Origin of the sequence: Alkaliphilus sp. B6464 (assembly GCF_018141165.1) — a bacterium.
Classification (GTDB): Bacteria; Bacillota; Clostridia; order Peptostreptococcales; family Natronincolaceae; genus Alkaliphilus_B.
Genome location: NZ_CP058557.1, coordinates 2,827,021 through 2,840,977 on the forward strand (window position 1 = coordinate 2,827,021; position 13,957 = coordinate 2,840,977).

Below are 13,957 nucleotides of genomic sequence, written 5' to 3' on the forward strand. Positions count from 1 at the left end.
TATTTTATATTTAAATCTTTGTAGCTTTATGCTAAATATTTTTCAAAAAATTAATAGGAAGGGTCGATAACCCTTCCTATTAATTATATGTATTATTTTTGAGCACTTGAAATTCTAAGCAAAGCTTAGAATTGAGTGCGACATAAAGTTTGTGAGTACAAACGAACAAATTTTATTTTACCAATCTGCATTTATACTATCTACCACTTCTTCAATTTCATGAGTACGGTTTCGGCACATTAAATTAGATACAGCGTCTTTAGCATTATTATTACTATAAAGAATACTATAAATTTCTGATGTAATCGGCATTTCAATATTATATTGCTGTGCTAGTTCATAGGCTACTTTTGTAGTTGTTATTCCTTCTACAACCATTCCTATTTTCTTAAGGGTTTCCTCTAGTCCTTTACCTTCACCAATTAAAATACCCGCTCGCCTATTTCTACTGTGCATACTTGTACAGGTAACGATAAGATCGCCAATACCTGAAAGTCCTGCAAAGGTAGATATATTTGCTCCCATAGCTTTGCCTAATCGTGTAATTTCACTAATACCCCTAGTAATTAAGGCAGCCCTTGCGTTATCTCCAAACCCTAACCCATCTGCTATTCCTGCTCCAAATGCAATTACATTTTTTAGTGAACCTCCAAGTTCTACTCCAATCACGTCTGGATTAGTGTATACTCTAAAGCTTGGTGTAATAAATAAATCCTGTACAAACTCTGCTGTTGATTTATCTTTTGAAGCAACTACAACAGTTGTAGGTATATTTTTAGAAACTTCTTCTGCGTGAGAAGGCCCTGATAATACAACAAATGGATTATTAGGTAGCTCATCACAAGCAACCTGTGAAATCCTTAAGTGAGTATCTTTTTCTAATCCTTTTGAGGCATTTATAATTACTTCATTACCCTTTAAGTAAGGTTTGATATTTTTTAAAATTTCTCTAACAGACTGAGATGATACAGATATTAATATAGCATCTGCATCTAAAACAGCTTTTTCCAAATCTATATATAGGTTCAAATTCGAAGGTAAAACAACATTAGGTAAGTACTTGTTGTTTTTACCTGTCTTTATCATATCTTTATATTGCTCTTCATTTCTCATCCATAGATTAACTTCGTGTCCTTTACTGCAAAGTACCATACCTAGGGCAGTTCCCCAACTACCAGCGCCTAAAACGGCAATCTTTGAATAGCTCATTTTAAACTCTCCTTTATTTCACCCTTGATTTTTCTCCTATTTTTCTTTCATTACCCGCTAAAAGCCTTTTTATATTTTCACGGTGTCTATATATGGCTAATAAAGCTAGAATTAGTCCAAATAATAAATAATTTATTCCATATATAACTATAGTAAAAGGTAAAAGGCTAATCGCAACAATAGAAGCTAAAGAAACGTATTTGTATTTATATAATATAACAACTCCTATAGAAACACAAATAAGTGCTACAAAGGGTTTAATAATTAGAACAACCCCAATAGTTGTTGCAATCCCTTTTCCGCCTTTAAATCTTAAAAGCACGGGCCAATTATGGCCTATAACTACGGATATACCACAAGCCAATGCTAAAGTTTCTCCACCAAATTTATTACCTAAATAAACAGCTAAAACTCCCTTAAATAAATCTCCTAAAAATGTACAAGCAGCGGCCTTTATGCCTAGTGTTCTAAGTACATTGGTGGATCCTGCATTGCCGCTACCATGATCTCTAATATCAATTTTAGCAAATAGTTTTCCTATAAAATAAGATGTTGAAAAGTTTCCGATAAAATAGGCAATTAAAATAAGTAATAGATTGCCCCACATCAATTAATCCCTCCCTGTTTTTTGACGCAAAATAAATCGGATAGGTGTTCCCTCAAAGCCAAAGTTTTCACGAATCTTATTTTCTAAATACCTTAAATATGAAAAATGCATCAGTTCCTTATCATTTACAAATAAAATAAATGTAGGTGGCTTTACAGAAGCCTGAGTAGCATAAAATACTTTTAGTCTTTTCCCCTTATCCGATGGCGCTTGGTTTAATAATATAGCCTCTCCAATTACCTCATTTAAAGATCCTGTTGGTATTCTCATAGCATTTTGGTTAGAAACATGTTTTACTTCTTCCAATACCTTATTCATTCTTTGCCCAGTTAATGCGGAAACAAATAAAATTGGAGCATAACTTATATAAGTAAGCTCATTACGAATTTCTTTTATAAATTCATTCATAGTATGGTTATCTTTTTCTATAATATCCCACTTGTTAACAATGATAATCATACCCTTACCATTTTCATGACTATATCCTGCGATCTTCTTATCCTGTTCTGTGACTCCTTCAGATGCATCTATAACAAGCAAACAAACATCAGATTTTTGAACAGCTGCAATAGCACGAACAATACTGTATTTTTCAACATTTTCCTTAATACGGCTCTTTCTTCTTATACCTGCCGTATCTATAAGTACATATCGATCCTCTCCGCTAGTAAATGGAGTATCTATAGCATCTCTTGTAGTTCCTGCAATATCACTAACTATTACTCTGTCCTCTCCTAGTATGCGATTAATAAGAGAGGATTTACCTACATTTGGTTTACCAATCATAGCAACCTTAATAACGTCCTCATCATACTCGTCATCACCATTAGTATTAAAGTGTTTTACAACTTCATCTAAAAGGTCACCAATACCAAGTCCAAGGGAAGCAGATATTTCAACTGGATCTCCCATACCTAACTCATAAAATTCATAGAAGTGCTCGGATTGGTGCTTTGTATCTACTTTATTTAGTGTAATTATCACTGGCTTTTTAGTTTTTCTAAGCATCTCTGCAACATCACGATCTACAGAAGTCAATCCTTCTCTACCATCCGTAACAAAAACTATTACATCGGCAGTTTCCATAGCTAGTTCTGCCTGCCTTCTCATTTGAGCTGGTATTATCTCTTCTGACTTTGGCTCTATTCCTCCAGTATCAATTAGAGTAAAATTATAATTCAGCCATTCAACTTCTGTATAGATTCTATCTCTAGTTACACCTGGCTTGTCCTCTACTATTGAGATTCTCTCTCCTGCAACTTTATTAAATAAAGTTGATTTACCTACATTTGGTCGCCCAACAACGGCAACAATTGGTCTAGACATTTACTCCACCTCTAATTCTATTATTTCATTCTTAAATTTAATACTCTTTGTATAAACTTTTTACCTTCAACTTCACATACTTGAATAGGTACTCCGAGCTTTTCTTCTAATAGTGTAACAGTATAATCATCTAAAAATATTTCTTCCTCTGCTTTCATCATAGACTCTGGAATAAGTAATTTATCGCCTAAATATTTATCTTTTAAAGTATTATATATATCTTGTCCAGTAATTAAGCCACTTACAGAAACATGTCCACCAAAAAATTTATTTTCTACGCAAATTACTTCTACTTTTAAATTCCCTATTTTTTCTGTCAAATCATCGCACATTGTTTTAATTAATTTGTATGCAGCAGTACCTGTAGCTACTGTAATATGCTTAGGCGTTTTAAGTGCAATTGGCAATCTTCTTAAATATTGATAAAACTCATATTTAAATTTGGTTGACATTCCTACCCCATTTTCTAATTGTGGAAAACCTTCATAGCTTTCGTAGTTAGGGAAGTCTATATCAGCCAGAACATAAAACTCATCTGAAACATGAACAAAATTACGACCAATAGAACTTTTAAATTTCTTCTGCCATTTCTGCACTTGACCTATAGTGTAGGACGCCGTTTCTTTATTAAACGGATCCATCTTATATAATCCTTCTCTATAGGCAGTTAAACCTACAGGCACAACAGCTACACTACCTATACTATAGCTAAGGTTACCTAAATCTTTAATTGTATTATCCAGTTCTTCTCTATCATTTAAATCGGGACAAAGCACAATTTGACAATTCATCTCAATATTGTTTTCTGCGAGTCTTGTTAATATATTTAATATATTGCCAGCAAATCGATTGTTAAGCATCTTCTTTCTAAGCTCACCATTAGTTGTATGTACGGATATATTAATAGGACTAATACGATACTTAATAATTTTATTTATATCTTCCTCACTCATATTAGTTAAGGTAATATAATTTCCTTGTAAAAATGATAACCTAGAATCATCATCCTTAAAATAAAGACTTTGGCGCATATTAGGAGGCAATTGATCTATAAAACAAAATACACATTTGTTTCTACAACTTTTAGCCTGATCTATAATAGGGTTTTCAAACTCTATACCTAGATCCTCATCGTACTCTTTATCAATCTCTACAATCCAATGCTCTCCATCGGTTTTTAAAATTTCCACTTCTAAATACTCATCTGCTAAATAATATTTATACTCAATAATATCCTCTATTTCATGGCTATTTATTTTAAGTAGCTCGTCTCCTACTTGTATACCAACCTCTTCTGCTATACTTCCAGAATACACTTTACTAATAATATTTTTTAAACCTATTTCTCTCAATACTACACCTACTTTTACTTAGTTTTAATACTAGGTACCAATATTGTACCACAGTAAATTACTTGCATCAAATTATATTATCATTTTATTTCAATATCAGTCAAGAGATTAACATCTTTTTTTAACATCCTCTACTAATTCTATAAAAAGATTATACCTTTTCTGTATTCCTGCTACAGTTAATGGTCTTCCTAGTTTAATTAACCCTACTCTTCTAGACAAAAACCCTCCTATCTTCACAGAAAAACTTAATAACGGAATAACATTTATTATTTGAATATTTTTTTTCACATCGTTGCTAAGCTGAAATGCAAAGTTATAGGCTATTTCTGTATATTCTCTGCGGTAAGGTCCCATCCCTAAGGCATATATTTCTCTTAATTTTTCATCTGTACCAATATAAATAGGTGTACCCCTAAATTCTTTTGGCGACTGATCATAATAGGGAATATTTAATATTTCTTCCTTAGTAGGTATACGATCTACTGGTAAATATCCCATGTGTATTGCAGATGCTACAATCGAAGAATGAGCACCACCATAACAAGTATATATTATTTTCATCATTTTATCATCTTTCTTTATTTTATTTGTTATCTAAATCTATAATTACCACTTCTTCATCATATATATTTGCAAAGCCATTTAAAAGATTTTTTAAAATATAACTATTTTTACTGATATAAAGTAAATATACTTCATTTAACCCTTCATCCAAACCTAAGTAATAAAAATATCCTTCTTTACTATAGTTATTTTGAATATTTCTAGGATTTTCAGGGATATTTAATTTTAAATGCACATATGCAGCTGTAATAGCTGCATATGGATTTGTCTTATATATATATATAATTTTCATAACCATAAACACCCTAATGTTTTACAATAATGTATGTTCCCATACCCAGGTCGTGTACTGCCCCATCAACGATCTTTGCAATTGTAGATGATAAATGTATTAATTGTTCTTCATGTTGAGCATAAAAAACTGGAGTCATAGATCCCGGGCTTACCATATCCTTATTCAATGTTACAACTGCAATTATAAATTCTTTTAATCCGATTTCCATAAACTACCCCCTTTTCATATTATCTCTTGATTTTATATGGTGTGCAACAGTTGCATCTGAAGGTTTTCTTTTTGAAGACTCCAATAATGGAGTCTTTTTTACAACTTCAATTAAAGCATCTATATCGGGTTTCATTAAAGTTATAGCCATTACTATATTCCCATTCTCGGCGTTTCTTCTTGCTATTGGTGTAAGCTCTGGTTCATCAACATCCTTTCGTATTCCTAGCTGATTAGCTGCATTATGTTGTATAGCTTGTCTCTGACCAATGTTAGATAAATATGCTATTGCATTTTCATTTTTGGGGATAATTTCCACAGCTAATCCATTTTTTAAAAATATATCTCTTGTTTGTTGTAGACCAACATTCTTAATTACTATATCATTTATTTTTAGCATTGGGCCGTCAAAAGAAATATGTGCTTCTTTTACATCAGCTACATCACCAACTTCTTCACCATGTAATAAATTTTTTATATATATATGTGTTATCAATCCACCTATAACTCCTAAAAATATACCTATATACTTGGTAATTTTTAAAAGTGTAGTAATATATATTATAGCGGAAGTAACTAAAGCAGTAATTGTGGCCATGTAATTTCTTGCTTCAAAGGCCTTGGCAATATCTTCAATATAAGCGGTTCCTCTTGGTACCATCTCTGTTATTTCAATATTATCAAGACTTTCTCTTTCCATACTTCTTACATCTCTAAAGTGTTGGGCGGCCAATGCTAAAAATGTCATGGCTGCAAACTCCTTTTCAATTAGGGCAGGTATAGCTACTGCACCTAGACCTGCAGCGATAAATCCAAGGGTAAAGTGAGTTAAATATCCCTTTGGATATGTTGGATACTGCCTATAGTCAGACTTCATCATATGAACCCTTGCGATTGTTCCCATTATTAAAGCTGGTACAATTAAAATATAATATTTATTCAATACTAAATCACCTATCTACTTTTTATTTTTGCTTCTTCCTAAAAAGTTTGTAAATTCTTGGCCGAAATTAGATATCTTAGACTTCCATTCTGTACCTCCACTACTTAAAAACATAAACCCTACTCCTCCAATTACAATTACAGCTAAAACACCTAATATTCCCGCTCCTGATCCTTTATTGCTTTGTCCAGTGGATTGAGACGGTTTTACTTCCTTTACCACATTTGTCTTTTCTTCCTTAAATGTACCACCAAATAGTGCGGTTGTAATTACTTCTGATATATATCCAGCAGACTTTTCAGCTCTTTCTCTTGTATGTTTATAGGTACCCATTTCTAAAAGCATGGCCCTAGGTGTCAAATCTTGATTATAGTCGCCTTTTGCATAGAAAATATCCTTAATTAAACCTGGATGCATCTTATCTGCTACTGCCTTTACCTTCATTGCCATTTCCTCATTGGCCTTAAAATTTTGATTCCTTCTTCCAACAACTAACCTTACCTTTGAAGTAGGGTCTCCATTAATTTCTGTTAAGTATTCTTCTGCAGGTACTGCGTCCCTGTGCACGTCAACTAATGCAGTAGGTTGGTGCTGTCTTATTAATTGCAGCGCAGTTCTACGTGATCTTTTATAGGCTCCTGCGTCGTGGGGGTCATGAGGTGTATTATCAAATATTGCACTTACTCCATTGCCTTCAAACCCTTCTTTTAACTTTTCTGCTACTTTAAGTACACCACCAGCACCGACTATACTTTCAGTTCCATCAGAGGGTTCATAGGATTCAGCAGTGTGGCTTGCATATATTCCTACTTTTCTTTTACTTTTATCGCCTTGTTCTGCCTGTGTCAATATTGCACTTATATCTATTTTTTGATCTAGTGCCAGCTTTATATTAGCAAAAGCTTCTTCATCTATTTCTGGTAATGAAACATCTTCTACAAACTTTGCATAAGCAATATTAGTTTTCTTATTTACCTTAGTTATCTTATACATTTTGTTATCACCACTTAAATATTGGTCATTCTTTGTAACTTCTCTAGCAGTTTTGAATAATAGTTCATTAGTATTAGAATCATATACTCTGTAATATCCTGATTCTTTACTATACCAATCATCAGCTACTGCTATTTGTGCCATCAATGTAATTAATACTAATAATATACAAAAAAATCTACTTTTCTTCATCCTTATCACCTCTGGTCTCATCTGTTTTTATTTCAATTCTCTTTTCATTTTCACCTAGTGAGCTGACGAAATGTCCTTTATCAAAATGTAAGCGTTTTTTTTCTGTTCCTCCTTGTAGCTTTTCTCTAGTTTCTCCTACTATTTCTGCAATAAGTACGGCCAATATACCTGTAATAACTGTTGTATCTACACCACCAGCTCCACCGAAGCGTGTCGGTGCAGGTATGTTATTAATATTATTCAAAATAAGCTGAATCAAATCACTAATTACAACTCCAACTACCCCAGCAATAAATGCACCTCTCCTAGATCTTCCCAATGCATAAGCTATTATAGCGCCTACAATAGGATAAACATAGTTAGGATCTATGGGTAGTTTCTCTGGCTCAGCAGGAAGTAGGTATCTCTGTACTAAATAAATAGCGACCCCTGCTGCTAATGCACCAATAATTGATCTTGCCTTTTCTTTTCCTGTTTCTGCTTTAATAAATAGATAAATAGCTAATCCCATAGGTATCACAAATCCGCCAATATTAATAGACACTCTATTCGTTATATCAATATCGGGAATAAAAATCGTTGATACAACTATTGCTATAAGTATAGCAAGCGCTGCTTTATCACTCAGTCTTAGCCTATCAAGTACTCTATGCCCTAATCCCATTAAAGTGAGTACTGCTACAACTACTAGTAAAATCATTCCTCCAGACATCTTGATTCCTCCTTGTAAAAAAGTAATTAACTAATTGAATTTTACAAAAACTAGCTACTTATGCTTCAATAATTAATCATATAGTTTATTATTTTAGTTGAATTTATGTTTCCCTTACAATAATTAAACTATACTAAAAGGTATAGTCTAATTTAAAATCTTATATAAAAAAAGATGCTCAAAAAAGTGAACATCTTCTTAAATGACAGGTTAGTATTAAATTTCTTTATTTACAGGAATTATCACAGTAAACTCTGTACCCTTTCCTTCTTCGCTATTTACCTTGATTCTTCCATTTAATGATAATACTATATGTTTTACAATGGCTAATCCTAGACCTGTTCCTCCAACCTTTCTGCTTCTTGCTTTATCAACCCTATAAAATCTCTCAAAGAGTCTGCTAATATGCTTTTTAGGAATACCTATACCAGTATCTTTGACTATAATTATAATATTATTATATTTTTTATAGGCTATTAATTGAACTTTACCACCTGGTGGAGTATACTTAATTGCATTATCTAATAAATTGATTATTAACTGTTTAAACCAATCTGCATTACCATATATAGTAGGTAAATTAAGATCAACTTCGGTATGCAATTCGATTTCTTTAGAATTTGCAATTGGTGTAATAAAATCAGCTACCTCCTTTAAAGTATCTCCAGGGAAAATTTCATGGATAATTAAGTTAGTTTCAATATTTTCTATTTCTGATAATGTTAAAATATCGTTTATTAAACGTTTTAATCTATCAGTTTCAATTTCTATTATATCTAAAAAACGCATTGTTACTTCTTCATCTTCAACGGCTCCTGTCTTTAATGTTTCAACAAATCCACTAATTGATGTAAGTGGAGTTTTTAGCTCGTGAGAAACATTGGTGACAAAATCAGATCTCATCTTTTCTAATCTTCTAATTTCTGTAATATCTTCAATTAGTGCTACTGTTCCTAATGTTCTAATTGGATCATGATCAAGTTGAATTGGATTAGTATGTATTTTTAGTACTTTTTTTTCAGGATAATTTATATTTATTTCAATACGACTTTTATTATTAGTAAATACTTCTATTAGCTGTCTATCTAATGAGTACTTATTTATGACCTCTAATATATCTCTGCCTAAAACATCATTAGTATTTACTTTAAAAAGATCTTCCGCTGATTGATTGAATAATATAATATGTTGATTATTATCTATTGCTATAATTGGATTTATCATACTTGTTAGCAAAGCTTTAAACTTCGTATTACTATCAGATAATTGTACTATCGTATTTTCTAGATGATCTGCCATATGATTAAAATGATTAGCTAACTCCCCAATTTCATCATTTGACTGGACTTTAACTCTTCTATCGAATTTTCCATTGGCAATTTTTTTCGAAGCTTCTATTATTTGTTTAATTGGCTCCATTAGTTTACCAATAAATCTATATCCCAATAATAAGGCAGCTACTAAACTAAATAGAATTGACGCTCCAGTATAATAAAATAGTCGCTGGTTTATCTTATCTCTTTCTACAAGATCCATAGATAATCTTATTACCGCTATATTTTCAGCTTCTAAGTGTGATGGCAATGCAATATATAACATATCTTCTTTTACAGTGCTACTGTAACGGATTTCCATGCCGATCTCACCATCCATAGCTTTTCTTACCTCTGGTCTATTTCCATGATTTTTAGCAGGCAAACTATTAGGCAATGTATCTGCTAGTACTTCCCCGTTTTTATCCATAATTGTTATTCTTGTACCAATTTTATTACCTAAATCCTCCGATAGTCTCTGTAACTCTACAGTATTCGCCAGCTCTTTATTTTCATTAATTACACCCTCTATTAATTGTGCATTTGAAATCAATCTCTGTTCAAGTTCGTTAGTATAATTATTAGTTATAAGGCTTAATGAAAGAAATCCAGTTAACAATGTACTAACAAGCAGTATTAGAGTAAAAATAGCAAATATTTTTTTCTGCATAATGTCACCTACTTCATCTTATATCCTACTCCTCTTATTGTTTCAATATATTCGTTTGACTTATCATCCCCAATTTTTTTTCGTAAATGTCTAATATGTACATCTACTGTTCTTGTCTCTCCAAAATATTCATATCCCCAAATTTCATCAAGTAAAAAGTTTCTAGATAATACCTTTCCCCTGTTCTCTGATAATATTTTAAGAAGTTCAAACTCTTTATAGGTTAATTCTATTGGATCTCCATTAATAGTGACTATATGCTTTTCCGTATCGATAATCAAATTTTTTACACATATGATTTTTTCCATACTTTCCTGTCTACCTTCACTTCTTCTAAGCACCGCCTTTATTCTAGCTATTAGCTCTCTGACACTAAATGGCTTAGTTATATAGTCATCTGCACCTAACTCTAATCCTAGCACTCTGTCAGCTTCTTCACTTTTAGCAGTTAACATAATAATTGGTAGGTTTTCAAATTCATCTATTCTGTGAAGTCTTTTACACACTTCAATTCCACTCATTCCTGGAAGCATCAAGTCCAAGACTACTAGATCAACAGCATTATTCTGTACCATAGAAATACTTTCTTCTCCGTTATCACATAGCAAAACATTATATCCTTCTCTTTCTAGATTAAACTTAATTAGCTCTAAAATATGCTCTTCATCATCAATTACTAATATTGTTTTCTTATATTTTCGATTCATTACGCACCTCACATTATATTAATTGAATTATTGCACCCATTCTACCTGTATTACCTTTTTCCTTTCTATAGGAATAAAATAGATCTAAATTACAGCCTGTGCATAAACCCGATATTATAATATTTTCACTTAATAAACCTGCTTCTTCCAAAGTAATACGGTTAGCATTCCAAAGGTTAAGCTGATACTTATATTCTTGCTTTGGAAATACAAATTTGGATGTATCTATAAAACTATTATTAAATTCATTGATTAGCCTTTGGTCTACCTCGTAGCAGCACTCCCCTATAGATGGTCCTATTACTGCTATTATGTCTTTTGGATTTGATTCATACTCATGCATCATAACTTCTACTGTCTTCTTTCCTATCTTTAATCGAGTTCCTTTCCATCCAGCATGGCTTACGGCAATGACTTTCTTTGTAGGATCTACAAAAAATATAGGTACACAGTCAGCAAATATAGTCATTAAAGGGATGCCCTTAACATTTGTAACTAAACCATCTATCCCACTATAATCCCTTTCTTTGATGTAACCTTTTCCCTTATCTTCATTATTAACAACCTTAATTACATCGCTGTGCACTTGATCTGATATAACTAAGTTTTCATTATCCACCCCTACTGCCAATGTAAATTTCTCAATATTTTTTCTTACATTATTTTCACTATCCTCAGTTTTTAGACCTAAATTTAAAGAATTATATGCACCTTCGCTAACCCCACCTATTCTAGTGCTAAATCCATGTTTAATAAATGGCATATTGTTGAACCTCTCAAAGGTTATAAATTGAACTTCATTTTTATTTACAATATTATATTCCATCTCTACTCCTCCCTAAGCAATAAATAAGAGCAAGAAAAGACCTGCTCTTATAAAATACCCATTATTGTGGTTTTTCACTTAAAATTTTTTTAACTTCATCCATAAAAGTATTTATATCTTTAAACTCTCTATAGACCGATGCAAATCTCACATAAGCAACCTCATCAAGATACTTAATTTTATCAATTACTAAGTTTCCTATTAGCTCTGTTGTAATTTCCCGCTCCATTGTATTATATATTTGCTTTTCTATTCCATCTACTAATTGTTCGATATCTCTTAGCGATACAGGCCGTTTTTCACAGGACCTAATTACTCCATTTAATATTTTATTCCTATTATAAGGCTCCCTATTCCCATTTTTTTTAACTACTATCAATGGGATTTCATCAACTTTTTCATATGTAGTAAATCTTTTAGAGCATAGAATACATTCTCTTCTTCTTCTAATCGCTTGTCCTTCATCAGTTGGTCTGGAATCTACTACCTTTGATTCATGATGTGAGCAAAATGGACAATTCATAATCGTTCCTCCTTCCATTTATCATAGGTTTAATATAAGCCCTTTACCCTAAACGACAAATCATTTTAAACTTATCTATATTATAATATAGTAAAATTTAGATGTCTAATTCTTTTAAAAAGTTTCAGAAGAAGATGTTGTTACTACTTTGGGTATATATATAACTTCCTCATCACCAGATGAAGCTTTTAAAGGCTCCGATCCATCTTTTATTTCGACTAATATTACGTCCTCACCAATTTTTTTTATTTGATTCCATCTAATCTCAAATTCTAATTCTTTACTAAATAATCCTCTTAACCTTCCACTATCTGGAATTATAATGGCATTAATTTTACCCTTTTGTAAATCAACTTCCATATCGGCAATCATCCCTATTCTTTTACCATCAGTTATATTAACTACTTCTTTTTCTGTTAAATCTGATGCTTTTATCATACTTTATCTCCTCCACTTTATAGATTGCATTTTGTCCTATATCTATATTTATATATGTTATATAAAAATTATTACAAAAATAAAACCCCTCACTAGGAGGGATTAAATATGTTTTCTCATATGTCTTAAAGCTGTTTTTTCTAATCTAGATACTTGAGCTTGAGATATACCTATCTCATCTGCAACTTCCATTTGAGTTCTACCTTCAAAAAATCTTAAGGATAAAATATGTTTTTCTCTAGCATTTAGTTTTCTCATAGCTTCACGAAGTGCTATTCCATCAATCCAACATTCATCTTCGCTTTTTTCATCACTCACTTGATCCATAACATATATAGCATCACCACTATCTTGATAGATTGGTTCAAAAAGAGAAACAGGATCTTGGATAGCATCTAAAGCAAATACTACATCTTCTCTCGGTATATTTAATTCTTCAGCAATTTGTGCAATAGTTGGTTCTTTAGAATTTTTATTGATTAGTTGATCCCTTACTTGGAGAGCCTTATATGCTGTATCTCTTAATGATCTACTGACTCTGATCGAGTTGTTATCTCTTAAGTATCTACGTATTTCTCCAATAATCATAGGAACTGCATATGTAGAAAAACGTACATTATGACTTAGATCAAAATTATCAATAGCCTTTATAAGACCTATACAACCAACTTGAAATAAATCATCGACGTGCTCTCCCCTATTGTTAAATCTTTGGATTACACTCAATACTAGTCTCAAGTTTCCTTGAATAAACTCTTCTCTAGCACTATTATCACCCTTATGAATTCGATCAAACAATACCCGCATCTGGCTATTCTTTAATACTGGTAATTCTGATGTGTTTACGCCGCAAATTTCAACCTTATTAATATGCATTGTTTTTCAGTCCTTTCACTATGAATTACCCCTTTAGTATTTTAGATTATTGACCATTTACCCGAAATTATACTGCTAAAATAAAAATTCCTACACTGCTATGTAGTGGTTACTATAGCAGTGTAGGTGCATCTGAAAATATTGCTACAGCTTAAAATCTATCACCAATCAGAAATTTGCTATTTTCTTATACAAAAAAAG

Annotated in this window: 16 protein-coding genes; all 16 read right to left on the reverse strand. The window is 31.9% G+C overall.

What is annotated here, in order from left to right:
• Positions 1–177: 177 nt before the first annotated feature.
• The 16 genes from HYG84_RS14295 to sigG all read right to left on the reverse strand — a co-directional run bounded on the left by HYG84_RS14295 (position 178) and on the right by sigG (position 13,756).
• Positions 178–1,209 (reverse strand): NAD(P)H-dependent glycerol-3-phosphate dehydrogenase, encoded by a 1,032-nt coding sequence (locus tag HYG84_RS14295; RefSeq protein ID WP_212378357.1) that lies wholly within the window; start codon positions 1,207–1,209, stop codon positions 178–180.
• A 13-nt stretch (positions 1,210–1,222) separates the two neighbouring features.
• Positions 1,223–1,816: a glycerol-3-phosphate 1-O-acyltransferase PlsY gene (gene plsY / locus HYG84_RS14300; RefSeq protein WP_212378359.1), complete on the reverse strand. Its 594-nt coding sequence runs from the start codon at positions 1,814–1,816 to the stop codon at positions 1,223–1,225.
• A gap of 3 nt (positions 1,817–1,819) precedes the next feature.
• A complete protein-coding gene (gene der / locus HYG84_RS14305; RefSeq protein WP_212378361.1) occupies positions 1,820–3,142 on the reverse strand; it encodes a ribosome biogenesis GTPase Der in 1,323 nt (440 codons plus the stop codon).
• Positions 3,143–3,162: 20 nt separating this feature from the next.
• Entirely contained in the window at positions 3,163–4,494 is a 1,332-nt protein-coding gene (locus HYG84_RS14310) for a DUF512 domain-containing protein (protein WP_212378363.1), read from the reverse strand.
• A gap of 108 nt (positions 4,495–4,602) precedes the next feature.
• On the reverse strand, positions 4,603–5,061 hold the full coding sequence (locus tag HYG84_RS14315) for a DUF3189 family protein (RefSeq protein WP_212378365.1): 459 nt from the start codon (positions 5,059–5,061) through the stop codon (positions 4,603–4,605).
• A gap of 19 nt (positions 5,062–5,080) precedes the next feature.
• A complete protein-coding gene (locus HYG84_RS14320) occupies positions 5,081–5,353 on the reverse strand; it encodes a DUF3189 family protein (protein ID WP_212378367.1) in 273 nt (90 codons plus the stop codon).
• 13 nt (positions 5,354–5,366) lie between these two features.
• On the reverse strand, positions 5,367–5,564 hold the full coding sequence (locus HYG84_RS14325; RefSeq protein ID WP_212378369.1) for a capping complex subunit for YIEGIA: 198 nt from the start codon (positions 5,562–5,564) through the stop codon (positions 5,367–5,369).
• A 3-nt stretch (positions 5,565–5,567) separates the two neighbouring features.
• Positions 5,568–6,506 carry a YIEGIA family protein gene (locus HYG84_RS14330; RefSeq protein WP_212378371.1) on the reverse strand — a complete coding sequence of 313 codons (939 nt, stop codon included), beginning with the start codon at positions 6,504–6,506 and terminating at the stop codon, positions 5,568–5,570.
• Between the two features lie 15 nt (positions 6,507–6,521).
• The gene (gene spoIIP, locus HYG84_RS14335) at positions 6,522–7,691 is read right to left on the reverse strand and encodes a stage II sporulation protein P (protein ID WP_212378373.1); all 1,170 of its coding nucleotides are present in this window, start codon (positions 7,689–7,691) and stop codon (positions 6,522–6,524) included.
• Positions 7,678–8,403, reverse strand: coding sequence for a DUF1614 domain-containing protein (locus tag HYG84_RS14340; protein WP_212378375.1), 726 nt, complete (start codon positions 8,401–8,403; stop codon positions 7,678–7,680). The genes spoIIP and HYG84_RS14340 overlap by 14 nt, the downstream gene beginning before the upstream one ends.
• A gap of 216 nt (positions 8,404–8,619) precedes the next feature.
• Positions 8,620–10,386: a two-component system histidine kinase PnpS gene (gene pnpS / locus HYG84_RS14345; protein WP_212378377.1), complete on the reverse strand. Its 1,767-nt coding sequence runs from the start codon at positions 10,384–10,386 to the stop codon at positions 8,620–8,622.
• 8 nt (positions 10,387–10,394) lie between these two features.
• Entirely contained in the window at positions 10,395–11,093 is a 699-nt protein-coding gene (locus tag HYG84_RS14350; RefSeq protein WP_212378379.1) for a response regulator, read from the reverse strand.
• A gap of 13 nt (positions 11,094–11,106) precedes the next feature.
• Entirely contained in the window at positions 11,107–11,919 is an 813-nt protein-coding gene (gene pgeF, locus HYG84_RS14355; RefSeq protein ID WP_212378381.1) for a peptidoglycan editing factor PgeF, read from the reverse strand.
• A gap of 61 nt (positions 11,920–11,980) precedes the next feature.
• On the reverse strand, positions 11,981–12,442 hold the full coding sequence (nrdR, locus tag HYG84_RS14360; RefSeq protein WP_212378383.1) for a transcriptional regulator NrdR: 462 nt from the start codon (positions 12,440–12,442) through the stop codon (positions 11,981–11,983).
• Between the two features lie 114 nt (positions 12,443–12,556).
• A complete protein-coding gene (locus HYG84_RS14365) occupies positions 12,557–12,880 on the reverse strand; it encodes a YlmC/YmxH family sporulation protein (protein ID WP_212378385.1) in 324 nt (107 codons plus the stop codon).
• 102 nt (positions 12,881–12,982) lie between these two features.
• The gene (gene sigG / locus HYG84_RS14370; RefSeq protein ID WP_212378387.1) at positions 12,983–13,756 is read right to left on the reverse strand and encodes an RNA polymerase sporulation sigma factor SigG; all 774 of its coding nucleotides are present in this window, start codon (positions 13,754–13,756) and stop codon (positions 12,983–12,985) included.
• Positions 13,757–13,957 lie beyond the last annotated feature (201 nt).

What these genes read in the sequence shown, in the direction of transcription:
- HYG84_RS14295 (WP_212378357.1), bottom strand. Translation starts at nt 1,209, where the DNA reads ATGAGCTATTCAAAGATTGCCGTTTTAGGCGCTGGTAGTTGGGGAACT.
- plsY (WP_212378359.1), bottom strand. Translation starts at nt 1,816, where the DNA reads ATGTGGGGCAATCTATTACTTATTTTAATTGCCTATTTTATCGGAAAC.
- der (WP_212378361.1), bottom strand. Translation starts at nt 3,142, where the DNA reads ATGTCTAGACCAATTGTTGCCGTTGTTGGGCGACCAAATGTAGGTAAA.
- HYG84_RS14315 (WP_212378365.1), bottom strand. Translation starts at nt 5,061, where the DNA reads ATGATGAAAATAATATATACTTGTTATGGTGGTGCTCATTCTTCGATT.
- HYG84_RS14320 (WP_212378367.1), bottom strand. Translation starts at nt 5,353, where the DNA reads ATGAAAATTATATATATATATAAGACAAATCCATATGCAGCTATTACA.
- HYG84_RS14325 (WP_212378369.1), bottom strand. Translation starts at nt 5,564, where the DNA reads ATGGAAATCGGATTAAAAGAATTTATAATTGCAGTTGTAACATTGAAT.
- spoIIP (WP_212378373.1), bottom strand. Translation starts at nt 7,691, where the DNA reads ATGAAGAAAAGTAGATTTTTTTGTATATTATTAGTATTAATTACATTG.
- HYG84_RS14340 (WP_212378375.1), bottom strand. Translation starts at nt 8,403, where the DNA reads ATGTCTGGAGGAATGATTTTACTAGTAGTTGTAGCAGTACTCACTTTA.
- pnpS (WP_212378377.1), bottom strand. Translation starts at nt 10,386, where the DNA reads ATGCAGAAAAAAATATTTGCTATTTTTACTCTAATACTGCTTGTTAGT.
- HYG84_RS14350 (WP_212378379.1), bottom strand. Translation starts at nt 11,093, where the DNA reads ATGAATCGAAAATATAAGAAAACAATATTAGTAATTGATGATGAAGAG.
- pgeF (WP_212378381.1), bottom strand. Translation starts at nt 11,919, where the DNA reads ATGGAATATAATATTGTAAATAAAAATGAAGTTCAATTTATAACCTTT.
- nrdR (WP_212378383.1), bottom strand. Translation starts at nt 12,442, where the DNA reads ATGAATTGTCCATTTTGCTCACATCATGAATCAAAGGTAGTAGATTCC.
- HYG84_RS14365 (WP_212378385.1), bottom strand. Translation starts at nt 12,880, where the DNA reads ATGATAAAAGCATCAGATTTAACAGAAAAAGAAGTAGTTAATATAACT.
- sigG (WP_212378387.1), bottom strand. Translation starts at nt 13,756, where the DNA reads ATGCATATTAATAAGGTTGAAATTTGCGGCGTAAACACATCAGAATTA.